The following is a 26,989-nucleotide window of genomic DNA, read 5'->3' on the forward strand; positions in this document are numbered from 1 at the left end:
GAATGAGCCACCATATTTCAGAACATCCGTCTTTACAACCGTTCGATATTTCCGAATACAAGGGAGTTCGAGGTAAAAACTTTTACGAAATAGACCCCGCCTTACAAAGAGTGGTCCATCGGTATTCTGAATCCTTTGCCCCTGACCATAAAAAAGCAATGGAAGAACATATCAGAAAATACGGGGAACTCGTAGGTGGGATTTTGGATGAACTCACTGAAGAGTGCCATAAAGAAGGAAAGTATGGTGAGGTTGTTAAGTTTGACAGAACCGGAAAACGAATCGATTTTATCAAATACTCGGAAGAACAAAAATTAGCACGTAAAATTTCTTATGATCACGGTGTTGTTAATTTGGATTTTCATCCTGAATGGAAATATGATTTTACACATATTCATCGTTATGCGCTAACCTATTTGATGAATATGAATGGGGAAGGTGGTGTTGCTTGTCCTTTGGCAATGACCGATGGAATCATCCTCGCACTCAAAAAAATTGGAACAGAAGAACAAAAGAAAAAATACCTTCCACTTGTTGCGGGAAAGGGAAGTTCTTCTCATTTTATGGCTGGGCAATATGTAACGGAAAGAGTGGGCGGGAGTAATGTTTCTGCCAATCGTACCATTGCCAAAAAACTTCCAAACGGCAAATGGGAGTTAACTGGTGAAAAATGGTTTTGTTCCAATCCTGGTGATCTTTGGGTCACTACGGCAAAGATGGAAGGAACCAACACTGTAGGTATGTTTCTTGTTCCGAGAATCAAAGAAAATGGGGAGTTAAATGGGCATCATATCTTACGTAAAAAAGATATCATCGGATCTCGCGGAAAACTCACTGTAGAAATTATTTATGATAAAGTGGAAGCGGAAGAGTTTGGTCGGCCCGGTCATGGACTAGTCAACCTCATCCGTTATATCATCAAAACCTCTCGATTGCATGTGGGACTTGGTTCTAGTGGAAATGCAAGAAGATCCGTGATGGAAGCATCAGAATATGCAAAGTTTAGAACAGCTTACGGGAAAAAGATTTTAGAATTTCCTTCTTTTACAAAGACCTTAGCAGAAATGCAAATTTTGCAAACGGGTAATTGTTTTGTAAACTTTCGCTCTGCAAATCTTTCCGAGAAAGGTGACGATGCGGCAGAGATTACGGTTCCACTGATGAAATATAAATCCTCTTCGCAAGCAAGTTATATCACTCAAAAAGCAATTTTAACTTTAGGAGGCAACGGAATCATCGGGGACTTCTCTCCACTCCCGCGACTTCATAACGATTCTATCATCAATGAAACTTGGGAAGGAACACATCTTATCATTACGGATCATTGTTTGCATGCCTTACAAAAACCAAAGGTTTATACAGCTTTCCAAACTTTATTAGATGAACTAACTAAGTCCGTCGGTAATCATCCAGAACTTAAAAATGCCTTCACTGTATTCCAAAACAAACGAAAGGAATTAGAAAACTGCATTAAAAATGAATCTAAAGATTGGAAGGATATGAATCGTGTTTATATTGCTGATGTAACCTACCAAGTGTTTTTACTCGCAGAGTTTTTAGAGCAGGCGGTTTACGATATCACAAATAAACTCGCAGCAAAGTATCTTTATTTTGCTAATGGGTACGCTGAGATGGTGCGAGACGGGTTGGAAGCACCTAGACAAAAAGAAGGAGTCTTCTTTGATCCTAAAGCCATGGAGACTTTCCTTTCTTTCTAAATTCTATGGAAAATTTTTTACTGCTGGGAATTTGTTTTGGACTGGGGTTGTTTTTTCGAAGGCTTCCTCAGTTTCCAGAATCCACTCCTAAAGTGTTAAACGGGTTTATCCTTTTTATTTCTTTGCCTTCTCTTGTTTTGTATCATGTCCATGAATTGAAAGTGGATGCGACTTCGCTTTTGCCTTCTTCTATGCCTTGGGTAGTCTTTGGAATTGCAACCGTATTTTTTCTTGGATTGTATAAACTAAAGATTTTAAAGTTTCACACTGCCGTCTGTTTGGTGTTAACTGCTGGACTTGGGAATACTTCCTTTGTGGGTTTTCCATTACTCGAAACTTATCTAGGCAGAGAATCTTTGGGATATGGAATTTTGGCAGACCAACTCGGAACTTTTATGGTTCTTAGTTTTCCTGGAATCATTTTGGCTTCGATTGCGATGGATGGGAAATGGGACTTTTCCACACTTGTGAAACGTGTTTTGGGATTTGCTCCCATTTATGCTTTGTTTGTTGCTATTTTCACGAGGCAATTTGGTTATCCTGAAGCACTTAAGATCGTTTTACTTCGTTTGGGAGATACTCTGACTCCTCTTGCCCTCGTATCTGTAGGGTATATGTTGGATTTGCGTACCATTGCAGGTCATGGCAGAGTTTTGGTTTTGGGTCTTGGGTTTAAACTCATCCTGGCACCATTACTCGTGTATTGGGTTTATTTTCCATTAAAAGAGGACTCTTTACTTTTCCAAACCATTGTTTTGGAATCGGCGATGGCTCCTATGGTCACTTCCACAGTCATTACAATTGAAAAAAATATTTCTCCCCATTTAGCAAGCCTTATGTTGGGAATTGGAATTCCTATTTCCTTTGGCACCACATACGCACTCAACTTTCTGTTGAAAGGAAACTACATTTGAACCTAAAATTTTTACTCCTACTAGTTCTTGCGATGGTCTCTTGGGGAATCTCTTGGCCCATCGGTAAAATGATCGCAGGCACAGTTCCTGTTTCTGTATTAGTGTTTTGGCGATTTTTAGCAACTTTCCTTTCGGTAATTCCATTACTCGTCGTTATGCGGATTCCCTTTTTGCTCAAAACAGGAAAGGACTATTGGAATGTTCTGGTTGGAGGAATCATTTATACTTTTTACAATCAGTTCTTTTTTATGGGTTTAAAAAATGGCCTTCCTGGTGCTGGAGGAGTACTTGTCACCACCCTCAATCCCATTGTTACTTTTTTTATCGTTGTCCTCGTACAAAAGAAACGAATTTCCAAACGACAGGTGATTGGATTATTTTTTGGATTTATTGGTGGGCTTGTGATTCTACAAGTATGGAAGATCAGTATCGATTATTTATTGTTATCTGGTAACTTATTCTTTTTGTTATGTTCTTTTGTTTGGGCCATCCTTTCCCTCAATAGCCAATCCACTGGAAAGTCAATGTCTCCTGTGACTTATAGTTTTTATGTATATGCCGTGGGTTCTGTCATTGAACTTCTATTTTGTTTTAATGATCCCAGTTTTTGGAAGGTATGGGATATGGGTTTTTCCTTCTGGGCTTCCATCTTTTATTTAACTGTAATCTCAACTACCTTTGGAACCACTGTTTACTTTTATGCGGCCACAAGACTTGGATCTGAGATTGCGAGTAGTTTTATTTTTATAGTCCCTCTTTCTGCCTATCTGAGTAGTTTTTTGATTTTGAATGAAGTGATACAAATTCCAGTCATCATTGGGGGATCATTGGCAATCCTTGCTGTGTATCTGATCAATTCGAAACAAAAGAAAAAGGAACCAAATCTTTGAAGAAATTTACATCTTGGAAAAAACGATTCAAAATTTGGTTGTATAACTTTTATCCACCTTATGTGGGAGCAGGGATCCGAATCAAAGAAATTGCTCCCGACTTTTCCTATTTCCGTTCCGAAATGAATTTACGATTCTATAACAAAAATTATGTGGGAGTGCATTTCGGTGGTTCCCTCTATTCAATGTGTGATCCGTTTTTTATGTTGATCCTTTTAGAAAGGCTTGGTTCCGATTATATTGTTTGGGACAAAGCTGGCAATATGATCTTTGTCAAACCAGGAATGGGAAAGGTGATTGCTGAATTTCAAATTCCGGATTCGGAGATTCAAAGGATCAAAGAGGAAATTGAAGTTAAAAAAAAGGGAGATTATCTTTTTACTACGGATGTGAAAAACGAAGCGGGGGAAGTGATCGCAAAATTGGAAAAGACAGTTTATATTCGCAAACGGGGAAAACTCCCCGTTCAGAATACATAAGGATAAAAAGAGCGTTTCCTTATCCTTATGTATATTTAGTAGCTTTAGTATTTTTTATCTTCGTCTTCTGGAATCATACTCGCGTAATACAGAAGCAAAGCATCATTTTTGGAATGAACGACTCGATTGGATTCTTCAATCATCTTTCTTTTTTCCAAAATCCTTTTTCCTTTTTCCCAAACTTCTTCCGGGTCTTTGATGAGATAATTTCCATCATGACGAGAAATAAAATCTTCAACTAACATTGTACTCTGTGAAACTTCGACGGAAAAATCATTCTCCGCTAAAATTTTAGCAACAATTTGGTTTGGTAAAATTTTATGATACTGTTTCCAACCTTTGGTGATGCGGTAACTGAGCTCCAGTGTTGGATCTTCCGTGTGCGCATATTCAGAGATAGGAATGGGATCACAAAACTCTACATACACATTGGAACGTTTGGCAAGAAATCCCGCCATTCCTAACTCTTCTGGCATATTACAAAATTGGTTATCTTCTGGAACAGTTTCATACGACACAGAGATGGGAACAATTACTATCTCTGTTCCAGAACTACGAAATGCATTTACTGCCGTTGTCAAAAGTCCTGTTTTTACAGGAACAATTCCGCCTGTGCGAGATCGAGTTCCTTCTGGATAAACAAGCGAAGGAATCCCTTGTTCCAACATCACTTGTGAATACAAAGTCAAACATTCTAAGTACAAACTGTTACGTGTTCTCTCGCGATCCACAGCATAAGCACCAAGTGACTTTAACATCCATTCCCAAAAAGGATTAGACATTAAGTTGATACCAGCCGCATAACGAGGAACAGGTAGTCCCAAGTGGAATAAGGAATAAGCAACTTCCACCGAATCTAAATGAGATCTATGAGTGGGAGCATACAATAAATTGTATTTAGAAGATAATGCCTTCACCACTTCTGTTTTGCCACCAACGTGAGGGATCATCGATCCTTTTAGAAAACCACCAGAAAAAAGTCGAATGGGAGCTACAAACCGAAGTACAGATTCCCTGACTGTCGGGCTATAGTTATCAGCGATTTCTGTTACATAGAATCTTACGAGTTCTTTAACAAGAGTGTTCTCTTCATCTTTTTGGCAATTTTGGAATCGTTGCCAAATTTCAAGTTCTGAAGCAAATTTAACCTCATCCAACTTTTGTTTTTTACGCGTAGCTTTGGTAAGGCGTTTTTGTGTGGATTCAATGACTGCGGATGATTGTTTTTTAACACGAGCCACAGTTCCTGGAACATTGCTGATATGTTTAAGAATCCGATCCACTAACAAATTCTGAAAATCAATTCCAGAGGTTAAGTTAAGTCCGACTTTTTTTTGAACCACGAGGGGGATGTTTTTTGATTCTGTTTTTTTACCACAAATCAAATCAATCAGTGAATCTGGTGGTTGTTTTCTTGTGAGAACATCAAACAAAGTTCTGTGTAAGGTAAAAGGAAGACGGATCTCATTGGCAAGTTCAATGAGAATGCTAAGTGCATATGTTCCTTCTACGTTATCATGCCATTTCGTAGATTCTCTTTCAATAAATGACCTTGGTGCAAAAAAGATCTCAATTCGATCTTTGATACTTAATTTCTCACCACCTGAGAGTAGTTCGCCGACAATTTTCTGTCCAAATCCACGGTTTCTACTTTTGTTGCTAGTTGCCGTTGTGATAAAATCAGCAAGTCCTGATCTTCCCATCACTGTATCGGGTCTTGCACCATAACGCATAGCAAGGTCTCTTACTTCCTGAAATCCTACAGATAAAATTTCACCCAGTAAATTTGCACCGTAACGAGGGAGAAGTGAAACGATCCCACTTGCAATGGCCATCGGATTTTTTGCGACTCCCACAATTTCCATTCCCACAACATCATCGGTAACAGAAGTATTGATAAAATTAGAAGAAAGAACCTCAGCTAGAAACTCAGAGGTTTCTTTTTCATAAGATCCAATATTGAAAAAACTAAATTTTTCATCCAAAATTTCTCCGAGTAACGATGGTCCATTGACCACTGCCACGGATGAATTAGAAAAATTTCTTTCTTTTAAGAAGTTTTGTAAGTATTGCGAATAAGTAATGAATCCTGTTTTTTTTCTATTTTTGGAATCTAAAATTCCTTTGGTTAAAAAAGAAAATACATAACTATTGGTTGGATCTAAAACCTCCAAAAGAGCATGGACACTATCCAAAAAAGAGCGAGAGGGAACGGCAATATGAAAAACCCAATCATCTCGTCCGAAAGCATCTAAACTGGAGACTATGTCGATATGATCGGGAAGGTCTATCGTCTTTCCCATAATTTCTGTTTGGCGGCGTTTTTTTAAAACCTCTACTAATTCTTTGTCGGGAATCCAGAGAGTGATGGGGTCGAACTTCTGTGCCAGTACGGAAGCGATGATGATACCCATGGGGCCGCTTCCCAGAACTGCTTGTTTTAAGTCGTTATAGGCTATTTGCATAAAAAATTAACAATACGAATCGAGGGGGAATCTCACTTTATTTGTTTGCTTGAAACGATTCGAGTCTATCGAAAAAGTATCAGGAGAGTGTAAATCGTCAAGTCACAATGATTCGAGCTGGTATTGTATTTTCAAGTCTTGCCGTTTTCCCGGCCCTCTTTGGCTGGTATCAACTCTGGCTCGGTCTCACTCGACCACAAGAGATCAATTTGGCCATTGCCTTACTTGTATCTTTTCTTTGGGTGACAGAACTTTTTCCTCTCTATGTCACGGGTTTTTTAGTTTTATTTTTGGAATTGGTCTGGTTACTCCCGGCATGGGGGCCAGGTGCCCCAAAAACGATTACTTTTCTATCTTGTTATTTTTCTGAGACCATTTTACTCTTCTTAGGTGGCTTTGTGATTTCTTCGGCAATCACAACTTATGGATTGGATTCTGCCATCGCCCGTTTTGTGATCCAAAAAACGAAAGGTTCAGCCTTTTTACTTGTACTTTCATTGGGTTTTGCCACAGGTTTTTTGTCTTGCTTCATGAACAATACAGCTACTGCTGCCATGATGCTTGGACTTGTTTCTTCGATGATGAAGTCTTTAGAAGAGAACAATCCCTTACGAAAATCACTTCTATTCATCGTTCCTTTTTCTGCCAATTTAGGTGGGATTGGAACACCAGTGGGCACCCTTCCCAATGTCATCGGGATTGCTTATTTGCAGGAAAGAGGATTGGAGGTTGGGTTTTTAAACTGGATGGCCTTTGCTTTTCCTGTATTTGTTCTCTCTGTATTGTCACTTGCTATACTTTTGTACATTCTGTACTTAAAAAAAGACAAATCCGAACTTTCGATCGCATCGATTCAAATTTTTAATTCCAACTTATCAGTTTCGAAAAGAGATCGAACGATCGCATTTGGAATTATTTGTATTACAATCTTAGGTTGGATCAGTTCTGATCTGCATGGAATTTCTAACGGAACCGTTGCTCTATTTCCAATCATTGTCTTTTTTGGATTTAGACTTTTGGACTTAAAAGAATTCCGGAACTTGTCTTGGGATGTATTAATTCTCATGGGTGGGGGAATTGCTCTCGGAAAGGCATTTGAAGAAACAGGTCTTGCAAAACATTTTGTCGAATTGTTTGTGTTAGGTGATTCAAATCAATTCGGTTTGTTTATATTTTTTTCCATCCTATCACTTGGGCTTTCGTGTTTCCTGAGTAATACCAGTGTTGCCAATCTCATCCTTCCTATTACTATGGGTTTGCCTACTCATCTCATTTTACCTGCGGCAATTGGTGCTACTATCGGTGCCTCCCTTGCCATGCCGCTCCCCGTATCCACTCCACCCAATGCATTGGCTTTTAGTTATGGTGGAATTAAAAGTTTTGAGATGTTAAAGGTTGGTGGAATCATCTCCATCATTGCCTGGATCTTTTTTGTGACTCTCGGGGGTCTGATTTTACATATATTGGGCATTGTCGATTTTTCTAGGTTTTAAAAAAAAGACTTTTCCTCTCCTTTATATCCATTAGCCTACTTTCGAATTATGCGAACTTTTCGATTTTTGATATTTTTCACATCTTTTGTCTCATTCTCTCTTTTCTCTTGTTACAATTACATGAGCGAAGATGTCCCCATCATTTCTAGACCGGACTTTAAACAACAAATTGGAATCCTTACGATCAAAGTTTCCACTCCTGAAAATGATAAAACCAAACGAGAAATTACGTCTATTTATACTAAGTATTTAATGGAAACAGGATATTTTGGACGAGTTTTATCAGATGGGGTGAGGGCCAATCACCATATTGATTTGTATACAAGTGAAGTGAATGAATATGAACATTTTTGGATTTCTTCCATTTCCACCTTATTTATGTTAGGCACTGCTGGATTGTTACCGTCTATTTATTCTAAAGAAAGAGTCCTTCATGCAGATTTTTATATAAACGACAAACTTGTCGGACGAGAGAAATACAGACAAAAACATTCTACACTATTTGGAGTTCCCTTTATTTTTATCTGGGAAGCTGGAATCAAAGAAGCGAAAACAATTCATTTTAATAAAGAAAAGAATTTAATCCACAATGTGGTGCAAGATTACAATCGTTACTTATAGGAGATTTTATGAACTTTTTTACTAAAACTAACTTTCCAACAACTCAACTTAGAACCTTAACTATCATTTTTCTTTTCAGTTCTTTTACATTTGTTTGTAAAACTCCTGAAGTCAAAAAAGATCCTGTTGTAGAAGTGAAAAAACCAGAACCAGTTGAAAAAGTTGTCGAAGCACAAGATCCTAATTTAGCATTTTTAGAAAGCATTGAAGATGGTAGAGAATTACCTGAATCTGATAAATGGAAAGCAGAACAGTACGATGTATTTACAGAAGAGACTTTTCCTTCTTATGCACCGGCAAATACAAATATAGATTTTGCAAAAGTCGATTATCCACTGTTAAATGCTGCTATCTTTTATATAACTTCAAAAGAAAGAAAAAATCTGGGCCTACGTCCGTTTAAATATTCTGAAAAATGTGAACAGGCGGCCTTTGGACATGCTCAAGACATGGTAACTTATGATTTTTATTCACATACAAGTACAGTGAATGGAAAAGAAACTTTACGAGATCGTTTGGATTTGGTGGGAATTTCTGATACATATTCTGCAGAAAATATTATCAATTCATTTGGGATTCAATACCAAGGAGGACGGGCTGTGTTTACACCTGTTCAAAACGGTGGAGCTTTTTTCAGTTATACAAAAGCGGGAACACCCATTCCCAATCATACCTATTTGAGTTTGGCAAAAGCCGTCGTTGAAACTTGGTTTAATTCACCGAGCCATAGAAAAAATATTCTCAACCCAGAATTTACTTATATGGGTGCGGGGACTTCCTTTTACAAAGACAAAAAGTTTTATGATATTGATAAAGTGAAAGCTGTGCAAGTATTCACTGCAAAACCTTAAAAATTAAAATAGAGATTCTGTTTAGGATCATTCGAACGTTAGGAAGTTGTTTTATTGGACGTAAATGAATTTTATTTTTTGGCAAAACTTGCAGCTCAGGTTACGGATTCAAAAATTTCGCTGATCACTACTTTAGAGGAAAACGAACAAAGTGCAATGGCCGAATATGGAATTTTACCAGATCAAAATTCCATATTCGTATCCTTTTCAAAAGCATTGTTAGGTGAAACAAAAGACATTCTCATCTTTGAAAATCTAGAACAAATCCAAAATTTCACTTTAAGCCCTCCATTCACAAAAGATATCTCTATCCAATTTTTTATTGGGATTCCGTTAATCCAAAAAGAAGGAGTCGTTTTAGGTTATTTAATTATCTTCGATGAAAAGTCTAAAAAATTAAATGAAACCCAGATCAAATTGTTGGGAGAAATTACAAAGAGAACTTCGGATTTAATCGACCACAAAACGAATGAATTACCAATGAGTGAATTGATTTTACAAGGAAGAAGTCCGAATGATTCCACATTATCTGTATTTGGATCCAACCAAGCTATCACTGAAATCAAAAAAATAGAAAGAGAACTTCGTGCGACGGAAGCTGCCTTCCGCGGAAATTTTGATAACGCAGCGATTGGGATGGCTTTACTCGATGAACATGGGAAATGGCTAAGAGTCAACAAACGTGTTTGTGACATTATCGGATATACAGAAGCAGAACTCATGTTACTCACTTTTCAAGACATCACTCATCCAGATGATTTAAATGCAGATTTAACATATCTGGAAGAGCTTGTAGCTGACAAACGAATGTTTTACCAAATGGAAAAACGATATCTCCATAAAAATGGTAACATAGTATATGCCATTTTAGCAGTTTCTATGGTAAAAAATGAAGAAGGAAAAGTCCTTTATTTCGTATCTCAAATCATAGATATCACAGAATGGAAGTTAGTTGAAAAAAAATTAAAGATAGCTTTAGCAAAAAACCAGGCTATTTTGGACGCCAGTACACTTGTTGCCATCATTAGTACTGATACAGATGGTATTATAACCGAATTCAATCATGGTGCTGAAAAGATGTTGGGTTATCTTGCAGCTGAACTCATTGGAAAGTTTACACCTCAGATTTTTCATATAGAAAAAGAAGTAGAAAAGAGAGGAAAGTTACTTTCTAGCGAATATAATCGGCAATTTCAAGGATTTGAGATATTAACTTACAATGCAAAAATTGGAAAACCAAATACATTAGAATGGATACATAAACGAAAGGATGGATCTACATTTCCCGTTCTTTTGTCTATTACCGCAGTTAAACAAAACGATAAAATCTCTGGTTATCTTGGTATGGCAGTTGATATTTCTGAACTTAAAAAAGCAGAGGCTGAAATTCAATCATTACTTGACATAACTAGTGAACAAAATAATCGATTAAAAAATTTCACCAACATTGTTTCTCATAATTTACGATCTCATAGTTTTGGAATTAGCGGAATGATGGATATACTGCAAAGAACATATCCCGATTATTTCCAAAATGAAATGATGTCTTTATTACTCGGAGCCACAGAAAATTTAAAACGTACAATTGAAGATTTGACCGCAGTGATTAAGGTGAATTTAGCTCAGGAAAATTATGAATTGGTCGACATTGGTCAAGTAGTTCAGAAAAATTTAGAAAGTTTGGCCCTTCAAATTATTGAATCAAAATTAAAAGTGGAAGTGAACTTAGAAGATCAATGCCTTGTACGTGTGATTCCTGCGTATCTGGATAGTATTGTTTTAAATTTAATCACCAATGCCATCAAATACAAAGCAAAGGATCGAGATAGTTTTCTCAAAATCTCCGGATTTCGCAAAAATAAATTTTTAGAAGTTCAATTTGAAGACAATGGGCAAGGAATTGATCTAAAAAAACACGGTGATAAACTCTTCGGCATGTATAAGACCTTTCATGAGAATAAAGAAGCAAGGGGAGTTGGATTATTTATTTCAAAAAACCAAATAGAAACGATGGGAGGAAAAATAGAGGTTGAAAGTACCGTAGGAAAGTGTACAAAGTTTACTGTATTTTTACCCTATGAATGAAATTAATTTAGCCTGCGTTGTGGAGGATGATCCAGTTCATCTATTTTTGACAAGACAAGTCATCAATCTTTCCGGAATGGTCAAACAAACCGTAGTTTGTCAAAATGGAAAAGATGCTTATGATATGCTTATCTCTCGTATTTCTAGTTCGGAAACTTTGCCTGATTTAATTTTATTAGATTTGAATATGCCAGTCTGGGATGGTTGGCAATTTTTAGACGAAATTACTTCTATCTCTTTAGATCAAAAAATAACCATTTATATTGTGACTAGTTCTTCCAACGAAGATGACCTGAGAAGGGCAGAGAAGTACAATCTCAGCAACAATTACATTGTAAAACCCATCACCTTAGAGAAACTAAAAGAAATCATTTACGCAATGAATTGATCTTACTTCGAAGCCATTTTGATAATGATATCAAATTCTTTTTTTGTCACAGGTTGGATTGATAGTCGTGATCCTTTTTGAGTCACTACCATTTTTTCGAGTCCCTTTGTGTTACGAAGTGTATCTAAAGGAATTAATTCTTTAAATTTTGTATGCGGTTTTAAGTGCACTCCATACCATCTGGGTTCTGTTCCTTTTAATTTTGGATCAAAGTATTTATGGTTTGGATCAAATTGGTAAGGGTCAGGCGTTGCTTCTTTCGCCACTTCAGCAATGCCTACAATCCCTGGTGGATCAAGTCTACTATGATAAAATAAAACCAAGTCACCTAACTTCACTTCATCGCGTAGATAATTACGTGCTTGGTAATTTCTTACCCCTTCCCAATAAGAGAGTTTTTCTCTTATTAGGTTGTCGATGGAAAATACATCTGGTTCTGTTTTAAAGAGCCAATACTTCATTGAAGTTTTTTATGCAGAGTAAGCAGGTTTAGTCGCAGACGACCCTTTTCCTTTTTTAGATCCTATCCCTGATTTGGAATCAGAGAATTTATCAAAAGAAGGTTGAACAATGTCAGTCAGTTCCTGAGCATCAATGGTTTCTTTAGCAAGAAGAGCTTTAGCAATGGCATCCAATTTCTTTTGGTTCTTTTTCACCAAATCACGACCTTTGTCGAGACAAGTTTGGATGATGCGTTTGACTTCTTGGTCAATCATAGCTGCAAATTCTTCAGAGTAAGGTTTGCTAGTATGTCCGTAGTCTCTTCCCATAAATGGAGAGGTCTCACCAGATCCGTAATGGATGGTTCCGAGTTTTTCAGACATTCCCCATTCACAAACCATACGACGAGCAATGTTGGTTGCTTGTTGGATGTCGTTAGAAGATCCATTGGAAGGATCACCAAAGATGAGTTCTTCGGCAATATATCCACCCATAGACATCACAATTCGATCCAAACAATAGTTTTTACGATAAGAATGTCTGTCTTCCACAGGAAGGGATTGGGTAAGACCAAGGGCACGCCCGCGAGGGATGATGGTTACTTTATGAACCGGTTCGGTATACGGCAGTAAGGTGCCGAGGAGTGCGTGGCCTGCTTCATGGTAAGCCGTCATTTCTTTCTCTTTGTCAGAGATAAACATAGACTTACGCTCAGGTCCCATCATGACCTTATCACGAGCTTCTTCCAATTCTTCTTGGGTCACACGTTTTTTGTTCCGACGCGCGGCAAGTAGGGCTGCTTCGTTGATGAGGTTCGCAAGATCCGCTCCTGTAAATCCAGGAGTTCCGCGAGCAATGGAGTTAAGAGAAATATCAGATACGAGTGGAACTTTTTTAGCATGGACTGCTAAAATTTCTTCACGGCCTTTTAGGTCAGGAAGATCCACAATCACTTGTCTGTCAAAACGACCTGGCCGAAGGAGAGCTGGGTCAAGGACGTCGGCACGGTTTGTAGCCGCCATCACAATAACACCTTCGTTCATTTCAAATCCGTCCATCTCGACTAACATCTGATTGAGGGTCTGTTCTCTTTCGTCATGTCCACCACCGAGGCCTGCCCCACGAAGGCGACCGACAGCATCAATCTCATCGATAAAGATGATACAAGGAGCATTCTTTTTTCCTTGGTCAAATAGATCGCGGACACGAGAAGCTCCCACACCCACAAACATTTCAACAAAGTCAGATCCAGAAATGGAGAAGAAAGGAACTCCTGCTTCTCCAGCAACCGCTTTCGCAAGTAAGGTTTTACCGGTTCCTGGTGGACCCACAAGAAGAACTCCCTTAGGAATTCGTGCTCCAATCGCTTGGAATTTTTTTGGATCTTTTAAGAACTCAATGATTTCGAGAAGTTCAACTTTTGCTTCTTCACATCCAGCAACATCGTTAAAGGTAACTTTGACTTTTGGATCCACATTCATCTTGGCACGAGACTTACCAAAGGTAAATGCTTTGTTGCCTGATGCTTGGAGTTGGCGCATCATAATGAACCAAATGATACCAAGAGCGAATAACCAAGGAATGATGCCTGATACAACACTCCAAAACTTATTTTCTTCTGTAGATTTCGCAGTAAAACTGAGTCGTGACTTACGAAGTTTTGTCACCAAATCATCGTTCACTTGTGCTACATTGGTTTTGAAAAGTTTTGGTTTGTTGTCCTTACTATTTTCAGGAATGTACCAACCTTCAATGAGCTCACGATCAATGATGATTTGTTGTTTTGCGGAAGCTTCCTTTCCGTCTTTGGAGGTAATTTTCCCAATCGGCTTTTTACCTTCGATGGGTTCTACCATATTTAAAAAATCGGAATAACTGATTTCGTCGGGTTTACCGGCGAAGTCCTGACCTTTATAAACCGTTGCCAAAATGACAAGGAATACGAGCAAAAATAGAAATACGGTTTTGATGTTTTTATTCATGTAAAGACTTCTCGATGATTAGACTGAAATCAAAGGTGATATTTCTGAATCACTTCGTCAATATCCCCCATGGATATGGAACGAATCGCCGCTTCGGCGTCATTGATGATCTGTATCAAACTCAGGTTCTCTAATGGCTCAAAATCTTCACGTAAAAATTCTTCTCTTTTTTTAGGATTGAAGCTCGAATTAAGAACGCCGATCCGAATTCGTATAAAATTGGGGGATCGTAATGAGACAGAAACCGAGTTGACCCCAGGGTTGACGTCGTTTTCCCCACCTTTGGTGACCACAATTTGGCCGAGATCTAACCCGACATCTTCGTGGATGACAACGATATCTTTTACCTGGATTTTTAAAAAGGAGGCAATGTAGAGAACCGACTCACCGGATAGGTCGCTGAAGGTTTGTGGTTTGAGCAAAACCACTTCGTCCCCTTCAAAGTCACCACGACCGATGAGAGATTTCTTTTTCTTCGTTTTGATTTCGATGCCAATGTTGTTTGCAATGACATCGAGAATCTTGAAACCAATGTTAGATCGATTGTTGTTATATTTATCGCCAGGATTTCCCAGCCCTACAATTAACTTCATTGGTTCCTAAAAGTAGATCTTATTTTTTTCCAGCTTTTTTCGCTGCTGGTTTCCCTTTGCTGTCAGCTTCTGCTTTTTCAGCACGCTCTGCAGCAAGGATCGCTTTTGTTTTGCTACAAGAAGCAACAATCGGATCACCATTCACAAGGATTTCCCAAGATGCAGGGTGAGGAAGTTCGGAAACTTTAATCATACCTCCGATATCCAATCCACTTACATCAATTGTGATTACGTCAGTTAAATCTTCTGGAGTTGATTTTACTTTAATTTCGTGAACGAGGTGTTCGAACTGACCACCAGCTTTAGAACCTTTTGCTACACCAGATGTTTTGATGGCTACTGTAGTAAGGATCTTTTTACCAGGAGTTACTTTAAAGAAGTCGATATGACGGATTTGTCCTGTGTGTGGAAATCTTTGGATTTCTTTTACGAAAACTCTTTCTGTTTTACCATCGAGTTCTAGGTCGATGAGAGTTGCCTTACGGATTCCGGAGTCGATGAGTCTTTGAATTTCTTTTTCGACAACACTTGCCGATCTTGCTTCACCGTTTCCGATGATGTTCGCCGGTACTAAACCTTCCACACGCATTCTTCTTGCAGGACCTTTTCCTTTAGAAGTTCTTGTTTGTGCTTTGATACTGATTTTTTCCATGATTATGTTCCTTAAAGTTATGAAAACAGACTAGAGATTGATTCTTCGTTATGAATCCGCTCGATGGCTTTAGCAAAGAGTGGGGCGATGGAGAGCGTTTTCAAGTGATTTATTTTTTTGGTCTCCGGAATGGCGATAGAATTTGAGAGCACGATTTGTTTGAAGTTGCCTTCATTCAATTTAATTGGTGCTTCTCCGGAGAGAACTCCGTGAGATGCACAACACAATACCGATTTTGCTCCATTTTGGTACAGGGCAGTGGCTGCTTTCGCAATGGTTCCCCCTGTATCAATCATATCATCGAGTAATAAACAGTTTTTATCTTTGATTTCACCAATGACATGCATCACCACAGACTCGTTAGCTTTTGGTCTACGTTTGTCAATGATCGCAAGTGATCCGTTTACTTTTTTACCAAAGTTACGAGCTCGTTCTGCTCCACCAGAATCTGGAGAAACAATCACGAGGTCTTCCATACCCAGTGAGTTGATATACTCAGCAAGGACTGGTGAGAAATACAAATGGTCTACAGGAATACGAAAGAATCCTTGGATTTGGTCAGCGTGTAAGTCCATAGTGAGAACACGATCTGGACCAACAGTTTCGATTAAATCGGCAACCATACGTGCAGAGATAGGAACTCGTGGTTCCACTTTTCTATCTTGGCGTCCGTAACCATAATAAGGAATGACTGCGGTGATACGGCGAGCAGAAGCTCTTCTTGCCGCATCGATGATCAGTAAAAGTTCCATCAAACTGTCATTAGCTGGATAGCTGATGGATTGAACCACGAACACATCACGGCCACGAACGTTTTCTTCGATTTTTACAGAACTTTCTCCATCGGAGAATCTCTTTACAGAGATTTGGCCGTTCGGAATGCCCAGGTGTTTACAGATTTCCTCGGCAAGAGGTCTATTTGCATTTCCAGAAAATACAACTACTTCGCTGGGATTCATACTCCAACCAACCCTTTATCTATATATTGTTTTGCGAGAGCCAAATCATCAGGAGAATTGATACCATGGCTTTCTAAAGCATTTGCCAAAGTTTTTGCTCCGACTTTTTTTCCCAATGATCTAAAAATTTTAATCACGTCTGTGAGGTAATATTCTTTCTGCGCGTTGTTATTTCCAATTTGTTTCAAAGCACCAAACAAATCTTCTGTGTTAAAACAGTAGGTTCCTGTGTTCACTTCGTTCACAATTTTCTCTTCAGGACTTGCGTCTTTTTCTTCTACAATCCGCAAAAGACTGCCGTCATCAGCAGAACGAATGATACGACCATAACCTGTTGGGTTTTCCATCTTTGCAGAAAGAACAGTCGCCGAGTAACCATTGGATTTATGAAGTTCTATAAGTTCAGAAAATGATTTTGCAGAAATTAATGGTGCATCTCCGCAAGCCACAATCGTATATCCTGTGTAAGGTGCTAGTTGTGTTTCAGCGGAAAGAACAGCATGACCTGTTCCCAATTGTTCTGTTTGTTCTGCAAATTCCACACCGGGAAATGATTTTGCGATATCGGTAACGATATCTTTGCGGTAACCGACAACGACGACTTTGCGTTCGATGCCGGCGGATTCGATATTACGAAGAACGTGGAGTAAAAGTGGAGATTCGTTCAGTACAACCGCAACCTTGGGAAGTTCACTCTTCATTCGAGTTCCTTTCCCCGCCGCCAAAATAACAGCAGTTACAGTATTATGTAGGTTCATCGTTCGTTCTATCGGATCTTTTAAAACTGGCTGGCCTGCTAGGATTCGAACCTAGGGAATGGCGATACCAAAAACCGCTGCCTTACCGCTTGGCTACAGGCCAGTTTCTAAAAAGAGAACGTTCGAAATTCCATATCGGGAAATCGATTGGAGACAATGCGAAGGGCTTCGTCTCTTTCTCTATCTGAAGGATAAATGCCGTAAAAGCAAGAACCCGAACCCGATAAAGAAGCATAGACTGCTCCCGACTCAAAAAACCCTAATCTCAATTCCTTTAGTAAGGGTTGGGTCTGAAAAGCTATTTTTTCAAACTCGTTCTCAAGCCTGTTTTGCAGGTATGCCCAATCCCCGACTTGAAGATTTCGAATTAAATCCTCTGCCAGAGATTTCCATACTTGGGAACCATAGGGTTTTTGTAAACTTTTTTGAAGGCCTGCGTACATAGATGCGGTAGAAAGTCCGAAGGGAGGAATGGCCAAAATCCCAGTCCCTTTGGCTACAGAGATGGGTTCAAGCACTTCACCGATCCCACTCACAAAACAAGGAGAGGATTGTAGGAAAAAAGGAACGTCGGCCCCTATGGACTTGGCCAGGGAAATTTGTTCATCTTCGATAAGTTTTGTTAATGGAAAGAGTTCCTTTAACAAAGTCCCCGCATTGCTACTTCCGCCTCCAATTCCCCCTTCTGGAGGGAGATACTTTTGCAAGTGAATGGAGACGGAAACTGGGTGTGAAAGGTAAGTGACTAACTTTTGAAAGGCCTTGTAGAGAATGTTTCTCTTAAAATCTCCTCTTTCGGAAACTTCTTCGAACTTCGCGTGACGGTATCCCTTTAGATGGTTTTCGGAAGATAGGTGGATCTCTGAGTTTGACCCGCTAGGAAGGGAACTGATTTCCACATCCATAGGATCTCCCAAACTAATTGGAACAAATACACTTCTAATTTCGTGGAGTCCATCTTCACGTTTGAAAGGTACAAACAAACCAATGTTAATTTTTCCTAATGAAATGGATTTCAAGGAAAATATCCTAAGGTAGCGAGTTTAAGTTTTGTTTAGAAGGAGCTAACGATTGTAAGTGTAACAAAATAGATGTTTTGATTTCTTTTGGTTCTGAAACGAGAACTGATGTTCCGTAGCCTAAAATCGTTTGGATGAACCAGTTTTGATCTCGAATTTGTGTTTCGAATTCGCGGTATGTGGTATCTCCGATTTGTTTTTGGTTACCAGTTGGGGATAGGGTGAGTTTCATTCCCAAATGATAGGAAGCTCCATCAGTAATCCAAAGTTTTGCTTTCTCTTTGTTTTCCGAATCGGCACCAAATAATTGTTTGAATCCTTCGAGAAACTCACCCGCGGTTTCGGGTAAGGTTGGGTATTTTGTCTCAGAAATGTTTAGGTCTAAAATATAATCCAAACGAAAGGACCTGAATCCTTCTTTTTTTAGATCATAAGCCAATAAATAGGAATCGTTTTCTTCCCACAATAACCAAGGAGCCAAGGTTCTAGTTTCTTTTTCTTTAGTATCTCTTTTCCAATAAACAATTGTTAGTGTTTTTTTAGAATTAATGGCTTCGACGATGGTTTCTTTTGTTTTTTGGTAAGGAGACCAATCACCTGAAGGGATAACGGAATCAATTTTGTTTAAAATTGATTTTTTAACATTAGAGTCTTCTGTTTTTGTATCGGTGACTAACAAAGAACGAAGGAGAGACCATTCTTTTGGGGAAAGTGGGAGTGCAGAATCAACGGCAATGGGTAGTCGGATTTTTACTTTCTCCCCATCAAAATCTAAATCTACTGCATCAGTTGGAGAATACGGATACATCTCAATCATATACAACTCCCCCAAATCTTTTTTGAGAGCTGCGATTGATTTATGACCCGTTACACTTTGGATTTCCTCTAATCCAAGTCCTTCTGGGTGTGAAGCCAGAAGGCGGATTAAATTTAACTTGGAAGCAGCCCGAGCAGTAGATGGATTCATTATGCTTCTAGAATTACTTTTAATTCCTTTGCGTTAGAAGCGCATAATGATTGTTTTTCGATATTTTTGGCTTTTAAGTGTCCACCAGTTAATCTTTGGCTCACAACACTTGGTCCAAAGTCAATGATTGTGTTGATGGCACTGTCATTAAAAATAGGAGCAATCGCCAAATCCCAGTAAAGTGGCTCAATGAGAACCATTTTAAAAAGAATGTCACGAAGGTTTCCATCTTTTTGAAGGTTGTGACCATCAAAGATACTGTATACAGGAACTTTTAAATCAGCACCAGTATAAGGGAATGGAACAACAGATGCATCATCTGCATTGAATTTATCAAGTGATGTTTCCATAAATGGGCAATGGAAAGGTGCAGTTGTTTTCAAATACACAAACTTAAATTTCTTTTCGTCCATTTCTGCTTTCCATTGTTTACGGAATGCAAGAAGGGAAGAAGGAAGTGCAGAAAGAATCATAGAATCTGGAGTGTTGTAGAGAGAAATAAAAACTGTGTCTTGGCCTTTGAGTCCAAGGGAATCATTTGTTTTTTTAACTCTTTCTTCTAATTCATCTTTTGTATAACCAATCACTGCAACCATTGGTGCTGGATTTTTATCTCCGTTGGCTTCGTTTTCTTTCACAACTTCTTCTGGAACAACAAAGTTAGGATAAACTTTTTGACCATTGAATCCAAGATAAAAAACAAATTTTAAGAAATCAGAGTATGCAGTTAGAAAATCGGCTCCGTCTTTTCCAAGACCAACAAGAGCAGAAGCAATGACCCCTTGGCTATGTCCACTGACAGCACCAGTTGCTTTGATGAGTTCAGCTGTTGGGTAACCACGTTTTGAAACTAAAACGTAATTTGCAATTTGTGTCATAAAGATTCCCGGAACAGAAATCGGTGCGCGCGCTAGATAATCTTCAGAAGGCGCGGCGTCTGGATTCTCAATCCAAGCCTTGAAATCAAATCCTTCATTGAGAAGCGGACTTTTGCCATCACGGGCAGCAATTTCAGCAATGGTTTTGAAACTTGTTTCGAAAAATTCTTTGAGTTCTGGTTCTGCGTATAATTTTACGAGTTCTTTTAGATAAGGTGAACCCTGTCCTCCAAATTGAAGGAAAAATTTTTGTGAATTTTGGAGGGTGGCAGTAAGGAGTTTGGCCGATGTCATTTAATCTTCCTGAGATATGATTTTTCTGTTACCGTACAGATCGGACTTCCTAGAACAAGGAGAAAATTCAAGGGAGGAACCGAGGAAAGGGAGTGGATTTTTGCATTTGATTGCGTTGGAGAGTGAATTTCGAGGGAAAGTCACGGGGATTCGAACGTTAGGATCGATGGAAGGTGAGTTAAATTGGATCTTTAGTTGCGAAGGAAAGCGGGTGAAAAAGGTAAGTGAGTTACTTTTTCGCGTGGTTGGAGAAGGAAACTGGGTGTAAAGGGAAAGTGACTTTACTTTTGTACCTATCTGGATTTGGAAAATGGATTTCCAAAGATACTAGAAACCAAAACTGGCTTCAGTTTCCGCACGACCGAATCTGGGAAGTGACTGGATTTAGAAAGTCCTTGGACTCGGTAGACTCATTTTTACCACCGAACTTGTTCTCTCTAGCTTATTCGGAATAAGGCAATGGGTGGTGGCAAGGCAGGTTCACTGTTTGCGGTTGTCTTGGGTTGTGTTGAGTTAAAAAAGAAAGTCAGTTACCTTTTCCAGTGACTTTCCAAGGAAAGCCACTTACGAAATTAAGTTAGTTTCGAACGATAGGGAGTATCGAAAGAAAGTCCCTCACCGAGGTGAGCGGCTTTCCAAATCGCACGAGTTACCAAATTAAGCGGCTTTACTTTGTTCGAGATTGGATTTAATGCGTTCGTGGTCCAAGGCAAGGAGGACTGTATTCTCAAAATAAGTTGGGAAATCGATTCTGCCGGAAGAATAGTCTTCGTGGAGAAGGGCTAAAAGAAGATAGAACATAGATCCTCCTGGTGGTTCCGAATCTAGCAATGTGACATAATTCGGAAAGTCTTTTTCGAGCAAAGAGTTACCATGAGTGTCGGTCAGTCTGGGAAATTTTGAAGGAAAATAATCTCCGATAGGTGAGATTCGGGATTTCCTCTTTACAAAGTTGGATTTTCACATCCTATGCGAGCGTATGTTTGTCTCACTTGCTCCTATCGATTATTCCATCCTATTTGTTTTTGTCGGGTTTATGGTTCTGATTGGGGTACTTCTTAAAAAATCCATGAACCATTCTAGTGATTTTCTTCTGGCGGGTCGAAAAATACCTAGTTGGATCACAGGAATTGCATTTATTTCAGCCAATATCTCCGCTTTGGAACTACTCGGAATGAGCGCCAGTGGTGCGGAATACGGTTTTTTAACCTTCCATTTTTACTACTTGGGGGCGATTCCTGGAATGATTTTTCTTGGGATCTTTATGATGCCATTTTATTATTCATCAAAAATTAGAAGTGTACCAGAATACTTACGTTTTAGGTTCAATCGACCAGCCCATCTTTTGAATGCATCCATCACCTTGTTATCGTTAGCACTCGGATCGGGGATTTATCTTTATTCATTGTCCTTGGTGTTCGAAACGATGTTTGGTTGGAACCCTCATCTATCCATTTTATTTAGTGCCTTTATTGTTTTGGTTTATACATACTTTGGGGGACTAAGTTCTTCAATTTATACAGAGGTAATGCAATTTTTTCTAACGGTTCTTGGTTTGTTTCCCCTAGTCATTGTAGGTTTAGTAAAGTTAGGTGGTTGGGATGGTCTGATGCAAAAAATTCCCAATTCACACAAACATATGTGGCAGGGGCTCGCCAATGGACAGAATGAACTCGGTTGGGATTTGTTAAGTGTGACCGTTGGTTTAGGTTTTGTTTTGTCTTTTTCCTATTGGACTTGTGGGTTTACGGAAGTGCAAAGAGCAATGGCTGCAAAAGATTATAGAGCCGCAAGAAGGACTCCTCTCATTGGAGCTATGTTCAAATTGTTTTTACCATTTCTAACAGTCATTCCTGGGTTAATTGCCTTAACAGAATTTTCAAAAGAAATGAATGGAGAGTATAATAAAAGTTTTTTAATCTTATTAAAGAACTTTTATCCTTCTGGGATGCTCGGTCTTGGGACTACCGCTTTACTTGCTGCTTTTATGGCGGGTATGTCTAGTTCCATCACAGCAATGAACACAATTTTTACTTATGACATTTACCAAACATACATCGATCCAAACAGAGAAGATAAGGATTATTTAAAAATTGGAAAACTCTGTACTATGATTGCCGTGGTATTTGCCATTTTTGCCTCTTATATCGCGATGCAATTTGAAAATATTATGAACTACATCCAGTTGTTATTTTCCTTTTTTAATGCTCCACTGATTTCTATCTTTTTACTCGGAATGTTTTGGAAACGTGCTTCTGGTTGGAGTGCCTTCTATGGGATGTTAATGGGTACATCAAGTGGACTCCTTCATTTTATATTGTATTCATTCGGGATTATATATTACAAATCAGATATGGTTTCCAATTTTTACGGGGCCATCGTCTCTGGATTATTTTGTTTTGTAACAATGGTAACTGTCAGTATGATCGAAAAAGCAGATCCAGATAAAGATTTACATGGGCTGGTTTATTCGGATCGGGATCACTCCAATCCATTTTGGGATCCGCGAATTTTAGCCTGGGGAGTTGGACTCATTGTCCTTCTTGCTGGATTTAATATCGTTTTTGCATAAAGATTTATACGTACGTAATAAAATAGTAATTGAATGAGAGTTTAATTATCCTATGTTTGTTGCTATATACACGAAGACCATGAAACCAAATCATTATACAGAAATTCCAGCGACGTTCGAAGTTCAATTGGAACAACTAAAAGATTATGATTCTAAAAAACACATCAGCGCGAGGGGAATCATGTTTTACCATCCTTATGACATTGAAGTGCCTTCGATATTAAAAATATCCTTAAAAATGATATCGATGACAGGATCTGTTGATTTCCTTGTGAAAACTTTAAAGAGTGAAAAGATAGGGAGTGAACCTCTCTATGAAATTCATTGTAATTTTTATGACACAAATGCTGAAAAAGAAGACGAAGTGTTAGGTTTTATTAGCAGTTACTAATACTCATATTTTTTAAACGATACAAGTTTGAGTTAAAGGGTGCCGCCCTTTTCCATCAAAAACTGAAAACTTTCTTCCGTAAAGGCCTTCTCTTTTGGCCCGTATTGCATAAGCCACCGTGTTGGTGGCAAAAATCCTTCTGTTTTTAGTCCATACCCTCCACCTAACGGTGCACCAATGACCGAACGAAGTTCAAAATGTAAATGCGCCGGATAACTTCCACCAGCATCACCAATGGTTCCAATCCATTCTGTTTTTTTCACCAATTGTCCAGGTTCTACATCAATGGTATGGAGATGGGCATAAACAGATTCCAAATACCAAAAGTCTCCATTCCCTACATTATGATAGTGAACAATCCGAACTACCTTTCCCCAACCACCACCATAATCGGCAATTTCAGAAACCACTCCGTTTCCAAACGTATATACTGGGGCCGCATAATCGCTATCACCACCAGTCATCGCATTCCAATCTTCGCCTAAATGTTTTCTACCACCAAATTTTCCATTTTCAGCTCCAAATTTTTGGGCTAAATAATATCCTTCTGCGTACTTACCACCCACAGGAAATTCAAAATCGGTGGCTTGGAAAGAAGGATAACGTTTTAAAATGGGGTAGGGGTCTGTGGTGCGAACTTCGCCCGATGATTCCATCCATCCGAAGAGTGGGTTTCCTTGGTAGGAGTAACCTTTGGAGGCACAACCTGTCCCGAATACCGATAGGCAGGTTGTGAAGAAAAAAAGAAAAACTTGGTTATTTGTTACGAACCAATTTTTGAGGGGAAGGTCTCGATGATTTAGAAGAAACATGACGTCTTTCCGAAAGGAATTCCGCTCGTGCTTCGATTGGCAAATGGTTTCCGAGTTTTGCGGATCTTTTTTTACCAGATGCCATTTCTTCTTTCATCTCATATAGGAAGGAATCGTAGTCCACTTGGATGGTGTGACGAGTGCTACTCACATACCTTTTTTTCATTTTTTCTTGGTCACGTTTTATAGATTTTTCCATATCTTCTTTAGAAGGTAAAACATAATTTCCAGTAAGGTATTGTGCGATCCACTTCCCTTGGCATTCCGCCAGTGGCATAATGGCACCTAACGGTTGCATAAGGCCCACAAAAAATAAATCGTTAACACCTGGTTTGATCATTTTGTAGAATAGTGGAATGTAATTGTTAGGTGCTGCTAAAAAGTCTTCATCAAAGAATGGAAACTTGATATTGTATCCCGTGCAATAAATGAGAACATCTGCATCTTCTTCTGTTCCATCAGCAAAGGCAATTTTTTTACCTTTGAGTTCTGTGATCACTGGTTTTGGTTTGATATCTCCTCGACCAAGCCTTACGAGTAAATCTTGTGAGATGGTAGGATGAGCAGAACCAAATTTATGATCTGGTTTTGGCAAACCAAAGTCTTCCATTTTTCCAACACCAAATCGAATCAACAGGTGAGCGAGTGTTTGTTGGATAAAAAAGGGAACCCAATGAGGTGTGTATTCTGTTAATTTATCTAAAGGTTTTCCAAATAAATAGTTAGGAATGACATAAGCACCACGCCTTGCTGATAAAAAAACTTTTTTAGCAACGCCGGGTCTCGATAGTTCTACAGAGATATCCATGGCACTGTTTCCCATCCCAAGGACGACGACGTTTTTTCCTTCACAGTTAACGGGTGTTTTGGGGTCAACGTAGGAATGCGAGTGTATGGTTTGACCAGAAAATTTTCCAGGGAAAGCAGGATCTGGCCAACGTTCATTCCAATGGTGTCCGTTAGCGACAACTAACGCGTCATAGTATTTAATGGGACCTTTTTCTGGAGTGATTTTCCAAATTCCATCTTCAGTGCGTTCTGCTTTTTTCACTCCATTTTTGAATTGGATGTGTTTACGAAGTCCAAAGTGATCTACATAGGATAAAAAATAATTTTGAATGGGTTCATGGTTTGGATAATCCGCATAATTTGTCGGCATGGGATAATCGCGGTATTCCATACGATCTCGGTGTGTGTTGATATGGAGGGATTTGTAAATGTTACTGAGACCATTGTCGTTTTTATAACGCCAATTCCCACCCACATCACTTCCTTTTTCATAACAATCAAAAGGGATTCCGTTTTCCTTTAATGATTTAATGACTGTGATACCGGAAGATCCGGCGCCAATTACACAAACTTTGGGAAGTGCCATAGTATTTCTCTCAAAACTAAAGATAGACTAGGGAGAGATTTTGCGAATAGAGAACGATGTTATCAAGAAGATTTTACATTTCTAAGGAAAAAAATCGTCATTTTGACACATATTCAATGTTTAACGATTGGGTTTAGAGGGTTTCTCTTGGGTTTCCAAGAAGGAACGAATTTCAGATTCCAAATTCGATATTTGGATTTTGGTAATTTTACCCGCTTTTAGTTGGATGAGAGTCAGAGATCCTTTGGTTCTAGGATACGGATCTGCCAATTTTTCTTCTCTCACCAAACGAAGAGTATACGGATAAGATTTCATTTTTGGTAAAGCCACAAACTTTGTGATAAGGCTTGGCATTTTGTGGATATCCGAAATAAGCACTGCTTGTTTTCCTTCCAAATATCCTTTTCCTTCTTTTTCCAAAATAGGATGGATGATTTTACTAGCATCCATATCGGAAATAAAAATTACCTTTGTGGTTTCTGCTGGAAGTGGACTCGGTTCTTCCCACTGGTTTGTATAATTGATTTCTGGAAGGGAATTTCCAACCACTAAGGTAGGTGTGGGAGCGGTAGGTTCTTCTGCAAAAAGCGATAAGTTTAAAATGAGTATGGGAAGAAGGATTAGATAATGAATGGAATTTCTGTAAATGGAGAATGATTTAAAGTTCAAAACAACCTTCTTTCTAATGATTTGGAATTGGTTCATAAACATGTAGGTTGCCTTAACAACCTTCTCCTAAAGGCGATATAAATATTCTAAAACTTGTTCTTTTGTCATCTTACTCGCGTTAGAGAATTCTCCTCCCTTTGTGGAGGTGAGAATATTTCCATCTGGCTTTACAACAACCAAAGCAGGGATTCCATTTTGAATGGGGTTCCCAAGTTTATCATTTAGACTTAAGTTTTTGTCGAAACGACCCACATCAACTTTGAAGATGATAAAATTTTCTTTGAGTAGAGTTTTTGGTTCCGGTTCATTAAAGATCCCATCTAATGCTCTACAGTCGGGACACCAATCAGCACCAAAAACAACGATGAGTTTCCGGTTCGATTTTTTTGCCAAAACCAAACTTTCTTCGTAATTGGAAAGTATTATGTCACTTTGTTTGGAGCAGTAAGAGAAAGCAGAGAGGGAAGTTCCAAAAATCAGGAGAGAGAATAAAATTCGGAATCTGTATTCCATAGAAAAAAGCGGAAGGATCCTTCCGCGTATCTTATTTCTTAGCGATTTCTTTTAGGATTTCTTGTCTTTTTTTATCTTTATCGATATGGGAAAGAGACAACCAATCGCGTTTCAATTGTTTTTCTGAAACACCTTTGAAGGTTGCATATTTGCCGAGGATTTTTGCTGTTTTTGCGTTCATGCCAACCAGATTCTTTTGCCTCTCCTTTC

26 protein-coding genes and 1 tRNA gene are annotated in these 26,989 nt (G+C 38.8%); 11 read left to right on the top strand and 16 right to left on the bottom strand.

What is annotated here, in order from left to right:
- The first annotated feature begins 2 nt into the window (after nucleotides 1-2).
- The 4 genes from EHQ24_RS12550 to EHQ24_RS12565 are packed head-to-tail and all read left to right on the top strand — an operon-like array spanning nucleotide 3 to nucleotide 4,001.
- Nucleotides 3-1,718, top strand: a complete 1,716-nt coding sequence (locus EHQ24_RS12550) for an acyl-CoA dehydrogenase family protein (protein ID WP_135601936.1) — start codon at nucleotides 3-5, stop codon at nucleotides 1,716-1,718.
- 47 nt (nucleotides 1,719-1,765) lie between these two features.
- Entirely contained in the window at nucleotides 1,766-2,632 is an 867-nt protein-coding gene (locus tag EHQ24_RS12555) for an AEC family transporter (RefSeq protein WP_244310414.1), read from the top strand.
- Nucleotides 2,629-3,522 carry a DMT family transporter gene (locus EHQ24_RS12560; RefSeq protein ID WP_135601938.1) on the top strand — a complete coding sequence of 298 codons (894 nt, stop codon included), beginning with the start codon at nucleotides 2,629-2,631 and terminating at the stop codon, nucleotides 3,520-3,522. Before EHQ24_RS12555 ends, EHQ24_RS12560 begins: the two co-directional genes overlap by 4 nt.
- Nucleotides 3,519-4,001, top strand: coding sequence for a DUF4442 domain-containing protein (locus EHQ24_RS12565; RefSeq protein WP_135601939.1), 483 nt, complete (start codon nucleotides 3,519-3,521; stop codon nucleotides 3,999-4,001). The genes EHQ24_RS12560 and EHQ24_RS12565 overlap by 4 nt, the downstream gene beginning before the upstream one ends.
- A gap of 44 nt (nucleotides 4,002-4,045) precedes the next feature.
- Here EHQ24_RS12565 and EHQ24_RS12570 read toward each other — a convergent pair whose 3' ends face one another.
- Entirely contained in the window at nucleotides 4,046-6,466 is a 2,421-nt protein-coding gene (locus EHQ24_RS12570) for a 1-acyl-sn-glycerol-3-phosphate acyltransferase (protein WP_135601940.1), read from the bottom strand.
- A 107-nt stretch (nucleotides 6,467-6,573) separates the two neighbouring features.
- Here EHQ24_RS12570 and EHQ24_RS12575 point away from each other — a divergent pair, with 107 nt between their 5' ends.
- From EHQ24_RS12575 to EHQ24_RS12595, 5 genes are all read left to right on the top strand, one after another.
- Nucleotides 6,574-7,959 (top strand): SLC13 family permease, encoded by a 1,386-nt coding sequence (locus EHQ24_RS12575; RefSeq protein ID WP_135601941.1) that lies wholly within the window; start codon nucleotides 6,574-6,576, stop codon nucleotides 7,957-7,959.
- Between the two features lie 120 nt (nucleotides 7,960-8,079).
- Nucleotides 8,080-8,580, top strand: coding sequence for a hypothetical protein (locus tag EHQ24_RS12580; protein WP_135601942.1), 501 nt, complete (start codon nucleotides 8,080-8,082; stop codon nucleotides 8,578-8,580).
- 8 nt (nucleotides 8,581-8,588) lie between these two features.
- Nucleotides 8,589-9,431 (top strand): CAP domain-containing protein, encoded by an 843-nt coding sequence (locus tag EHQ24_RS12585; RefSeq protein WP_135601943.1) that lies wholly within the window; start codon nucleotides 8,589-8,591, stop codon nucleotides 9,429-9,431.
- A 54-nt stretch (nucleotides 9,432-9,485) separates the two neighbouring features.
- Nucleotides 9,486-11,516 carry a sensor histidine kinase gene (locus EHQ24_RS12590; RefSeq protein ID WP_135601944.1) on the top strand — a complete coding sequence of 677 codons (2,031 nt, stop codon included), beginning with the start codon at nucleotides 9,486-9,488 and terminating at the stop codon, nucleotides 11,514-11,516.
- Nucleotides 11,509-11,904 (top strand): response regulator, encoded by a 396-nt coding sequence (locus tag EHQ24_RS12595; RefSeq protein WP_135601945.1) that lies wholly within the window; start codon nucleotides 11,509-11,511, stop codon nucleotides 11,902-11,904. The genes EHQ24_RS12590 and EHQ24_RS12595 overlap by 8 nt, the downstream gene beginning before the upstream one ends.
- Nucleotides 11,905-11,906: 2 nt before the next feature.
- On the opposite strand, the gene EHQ24_RS12600 is transcribed toward EHQ24_RS12595, so the two are convergent.
- The 10 genes from EHQ24_RS12600 to EHQ24_RS12645 all read right to left on the bottom strand — a co-directional run bounded on the left by EHQ24_RS12600 (nucleotide 11,907) and on the right by EHQ24_RS12645 (nucleotide 20,447).
- Nucleotides 11,907-12,365 carry an EVE domain-containing protein gene (locus tag EHQ24_RS12600; RefSeq protein ID WP_135601946.1) on the bottom strand — a complete coding sequence of 153 codons (459 nt, stop codon included), beginning with the start codon at nucleotides 12,363-12,365 and terminating at the stop codon, nucleotides 11,907-11,909.
- 9 nt (nucleotides 12,366-12,374) lie between these two features.
- Nucleotides 12,375-14,327: an ATP-dependent zinc metalloprotease FtsH gene (ftsH, locus tag EHQ24_RS12605; protein ID WP_135601947.1), complete on the bottom strand. Its 1,953-nt coding sequence runs from the start codon at nucleotides 14,325-14,327 to the stop codon at nucleotides 12,375-12,377.
- Between the two features lie 29 nt (nucleotides 14,328-14,356).
- A complete protein-coding gene (pth, locus tag EHQ24_RS12610) occupies nucleotides 14,357-14,920 on the bottom strand; it encodes an aminoacyl-tRNA hydrolase (RefSeq protein ID WP_135601948.1) in 564 nt (187 codons plus the stop codon).
- A 19-nt stretch (nucleotides 14,921-14,939) separates the two neighbouring features.
- Entirely contained in the window at nucleotides 14,940-15,572 is a 633-nt protein-coding gene (locus EHQ24_RS12615) for a 50S ribosomal protein L25/general stress protein Ctc (RefSeq protein ID WP_135601949.1), read from the bottom strand.
- A 17-nt stretch (nucleotides 15,573-15,589) separates the two neighbouring features.
- Nucleotides 15,590-16,531, bottom strand: a complete 942-nt coding sequence (locus tag EHQ24_RS12620) for a ribose-phosphate pyrophosphokinase (protein ID WP_004784340.1) — start codon at nucleotides 16,529-16,531, stop codon at nucleotides 15,590-15,592.
- Nucleotides 16,528-17,289 (bottom strand): sugar phosphate nucleotidyltransferase, encoded by a 762-nt coding sequence (locus EHQ24_RS12625; RefSeq protein ID WP_135601950.1) that lies wholly within the window; start codon nucleotides 17,287-17,289, stop codon nucleotides 16,528-16,530. The genes EHQ24_RS12620 and EHQ24_RS12625 overlap by 4 nt, the downstream gene beginning before the upstream one ends.
- Before the next feature lie 27 nt (nucleotides 17,290-17,316).
- A tRNA-Gln gene (locus EHQ24_RS12630) sits at nucleotides 17,317-17,392 on the bottom strand.
- 4 nt (nucleotides 17,393-17,396) lie between these two features.
- Nucleotides 17,397-18,308 carry a 4-(cytidine 5'-diphospho)-2-C-methyl-D-erythritol kinase gene (locus tag EHQ24_RS12635; protein WP_135601951.1) on the bottom strand — a complete coding sequence of 304 codons (912 nt, stop codon included), beginning with the start codon at nucleotides 18,306-18,308 and terminating at the stop codon, nucleotides 17,397-17,399.
- Between the two features lie 10 nt (nucleotides 18,309-18,318).
- Nucleotides 18,319-19,275, bottom strand: coding sequence for a WYL domain-containing protein (locus tag EHQ24_RS12640; protein WP_135601952.1), 957 nt, complete (start codon nucleotides 19,273-19,275; stop codon nucleotides 18,319-18,321).
- Nucleotides 19,275-20,447 carry an ACP S-malonyltransferase gene (locus tag EHQ24_RS12645; RefSeq protein ID WP_135601953.1) on the bottom strand — a complete coding sequence of 391 codons (1,173 nt, stop codon included), beginning with the start codon at nucleotides 20,445-20,447 and terminating at the stop codon, nucleotides 19,275-19,277. Before EHQ24_RS12645 ends, EHQ24_RS12640 begins: the two co-directional genes overlap by 1 nt.
- 979 nt (nucleotides 20,448-21,426) lie before the next feature.
- On the opposite strand from EHQ24_RS12645, the gene EHQ24_RS12650 reads away from it, so the two are divergent.
- Both EHQ24_RS12650 and EHQ24_RS12655 read left to right on the top strand, forming a co-directional pair.
- Nucleotides 21,427-23,019, top strand: a complete 1,593-nt coding sequence (locus EHQ24_RS12650; protein ID WP_135601954.1) for a sodium:solute symporter family protein — start codon at nucleotides 21,427-21,429, stop codon at nucleotides 23,017-23,019.
- A 79-nt stretch (nucleotides 23,020-23,098) separates the two neighbouring features.
- Nucleotides 23,099-23,410 carry a hypothetical protein gene (locus EHQ24_RS12655; RefSeq protein ID WP_135601955.1) on the top strand — a complete coding sequence of 104 codons (312 nt, stop codon included), beginning with the start codon at nucleotides 23,099-23,101 and terminating at the stop codon, nucleotides 23,408-23,410.
- A gap of 32 nt (nucleotides 23,411-23,442) precedes the next feature.
- Here the strand turns inward: EHQ24_RS12655 and EHQ24_RS12660 are convergent, their stop codons facing one another.
- The 5 genes from EHQ24_RS12660 to EHQ24_RS19245 form a co-directional block, all read right to left on the bottom strand.
- Nucleotides 23,443-24,222 (bottom strand): M23 family metallopeptidase, encoded by a 780-nt coding sequence (locus EHQ24_RS12660; RefSeq protein ID WP_135601956.1) that lies wholly within the window; start codon nucleotides 24,220-24,222, stop codon nucleotides 23,443-23,445.
- A complete protein-coding gene (locus EHQ24_RS12665; RefSeq protein ID WP_135601957.1) occupies nucleotides 24,167-25,597 on the bottom strand; it encodes a flavin-containing monooxygenase in 1,431 nt (476 codons plus the stop codon). Before EHQ24_RS12665 ends, EHQ24_RS12660 begins: the two co-directional genes overlap by 56 nt.
- A gap of 120 nt (nucleotides 25,598-25,717) precedes the next feature.
- Nucleotides 25,718-26,302, bottom strand: a complete 585-nt coding sequence (locus EHQ24_RS12670; protein WP_135601958.1) for a hypothetical protein — start codon at nucleotides 26,300-26,302, stop codon at nucleotides 25,718-25,720.
- A 30-nt stretch (nucleotides 26,303-26,332) separates the two neighbouring features.
- Complete coding sequence (locus EHQ24_RS12675) at nucleotides 26,333-26,779, bottom strand: thioredoxin family protein (protein WP_135601959.1); 447 nt, start codon at nucleotides 26,777-26,779, stop codon at nucleotides 26,333-26,335.
- Between the two features lie 31 nt (nucleotides 26,780-26,810).
- Nucleotides 26,811-26,960 carry a hypothetical protein gene (locus EHQ24_RS19245; RefSeq protein ID WP_002972862.1) on the bottom strand — a complete coding sequence of 50 codons (150 nt, stop codon included), beginning with the start codon at nucleotides 26,958-26,960 and terminating at the stop codon, nucleotides 26,811-26,813.
- Between the last annotated feature and the right edge of the window lie 29 nt (nucleotides 26,961-26,989).

Origin of the sequence: Leptospira noumeaensis (assembly GCF_004770765.1) — a bacterium.
GTDB lineage: Bacteria > Spirochaetota > Leptospiria > Leptospirales > Leptospiraceae > Leptospira_A > Leptospira_A noumeaensis.

What these genes read in the sequence shown, in the direction of transcription:
- EHQ24_RS12550 (WP_135601936.1), top strand. Translation starts at nt 3, where the DNA reads ATGAGCCACCATATTTCAGAACATCCGTCTTTACAACCGTTCGATATT.
- EHQ24_RS12570 (WP_135601940.1), bottom strand. Translation starts at nt 6,466, where the DNA reads ATGCAAATAGCCTATAACGACTTAAAACAAGCAGTTCTGGGAAGCGGC.
- EHQ24_RS12575 (WP_135601941.1), top strand. Translation starts at nt 6,574, where the DNA reads ATGATTCGAGCTGGTATTGTATTTTCAAGTCTTGCCGTTTTCCCGGCC.
- EHQ24_RS12580 (WP_135601942.1), top strand. Translation starts at nt 8,080, where the DNA reads ATGAGCGAAGATGTCCCCATCATTTCTAGACCGGACTTTAAACAACAA.
- EHQ24_RS12585 (WP_135601943.1), top strand. Translation starts at nt 8,589, where the DNA reads ATGAACTTTTTTACTAAAACTAACTTTCCAACAACTCAACTTAGAACC.
- EHQ24_RS12595 (WP_135601945.1), top strand. Translation starts at nt 11,509, where the DNA reads ATGAATGAAATTAATTTAGCCTGCGTTGTGGAGGATGATCCAGTTCAT.
- EHQ24_RS12600 (WP_135601946.1), bottom strand. Translation starts at nt 12,365, where the DNA reads ATGAAGTATTGGCTCTTTAAAACAGAACCAGATGTATTTTCCATCGAC.
- ftsH (WP_135601947.1), bottom strand. Translation starts at nt 14,327, where the DNA reads ATGAATAAAAACATCAAAACCGTATTTCTATTTTTGCTCGTATTCCTT.
- pth (WP_135601948.1), bottom strand. Translation starts at nt 14,920, where the DNA reads ATGAAGTTAATTGTAGGGCTGGGAAATCCTGGCGATAAATATAACAAC.
- EHQ24_RS12615 (WP_135601949.1), bottom strand. Translation starts at nt 15,572, where the DNA reads ATGGAAAAAATCAGTATCAAAGCACAAACAAGAACTTCTAAAGGAAAA.
- EHQ24_RS12620 (WP_004784340.1), bottom strand. Translation starts at nt 16,531, where the DNA reads ATGAATCCCAGCGAAGTAGTTGTATTTTCTGGAAATGCAAATAGACCT.
- EHQ24_RS12625 (WP_135601950.1), bottom strand. Translation starts at nt 17,289, where the DNA reads ATGAACCTACATAATACTGTAACTGCTGTTATTTTGGCGGCGGGGAAA.
- EHQ24_RS12640 (WP_135601952.1), bottom strand. Translation starts at nt 19,275, where the DNA reads ATGAATCCATCTACTGCTCGGGCTGCTTCCAAGTTAAATTTAATCCGC.
- EHQ24_RS12645 (WP_135601953.1), bottom strand. Translation starts at nt 20,447, where the DNA reads ATGACATCGGCCAAACTCCTTACTGCCACCCTCCAAAATTCACAAAAA.
- EHQ24_RS12650 (WP_135601954.1), top strand. Translation starts at nt 21,427, where the DNA reads ATGTTTGTCTCACTTGCTCCTATCGATTATTCCATCCTATTTGTTTTT.
- EHQ24_RS12655 (WP_135601955.1), top strand. Translation starts at nt 23,099, where the DNA reads ATGAAACCAAATCATTATACAGAAATTCCAGCGACGTTCGAAGTTCAA.
- EHQ24_RS12660 (WP_135601956.1), bottom strand. Translation starts at nt 24,222, where the DNA reads ATGTTTCTTCTAAATCATCGAGACCTTCCCCTCAAAAATTGGTTCGTA.
- EHQ24_RS12665 (WP_135601957.1), bottom strand. Translation starts at nt 25,597, where the DNA reads ATGGCACTTCCCAAAGTTTGTGTAATTGGCGCCGGATCTTCCGGTATC.
- EHQ24_RS12670 (WP_135601958.1), bottom strand. Translation starts at nt 26,302, where the DNA reads ATGAACCAATTCCAAATCATTAGAAAGAAGGTTGTTTTGAACTTTAAA.
- EHQ24_RS12675 (WP_135601959.1), bottom strand. Translation starts at nt 26,779, where the DNA reads ATGGAATACAGATTCCGAATTTTATTCTCTCTCCTGATTTTTGGAACT.
- EHQ24_RS19245 (WP_002972862.1), bottom strand. Translation starts at nt 26,960, where the DNA reads ATGAACGCAAAAACAGCAAAAATCCTCGGCAAATATGCAACCTTCAAA.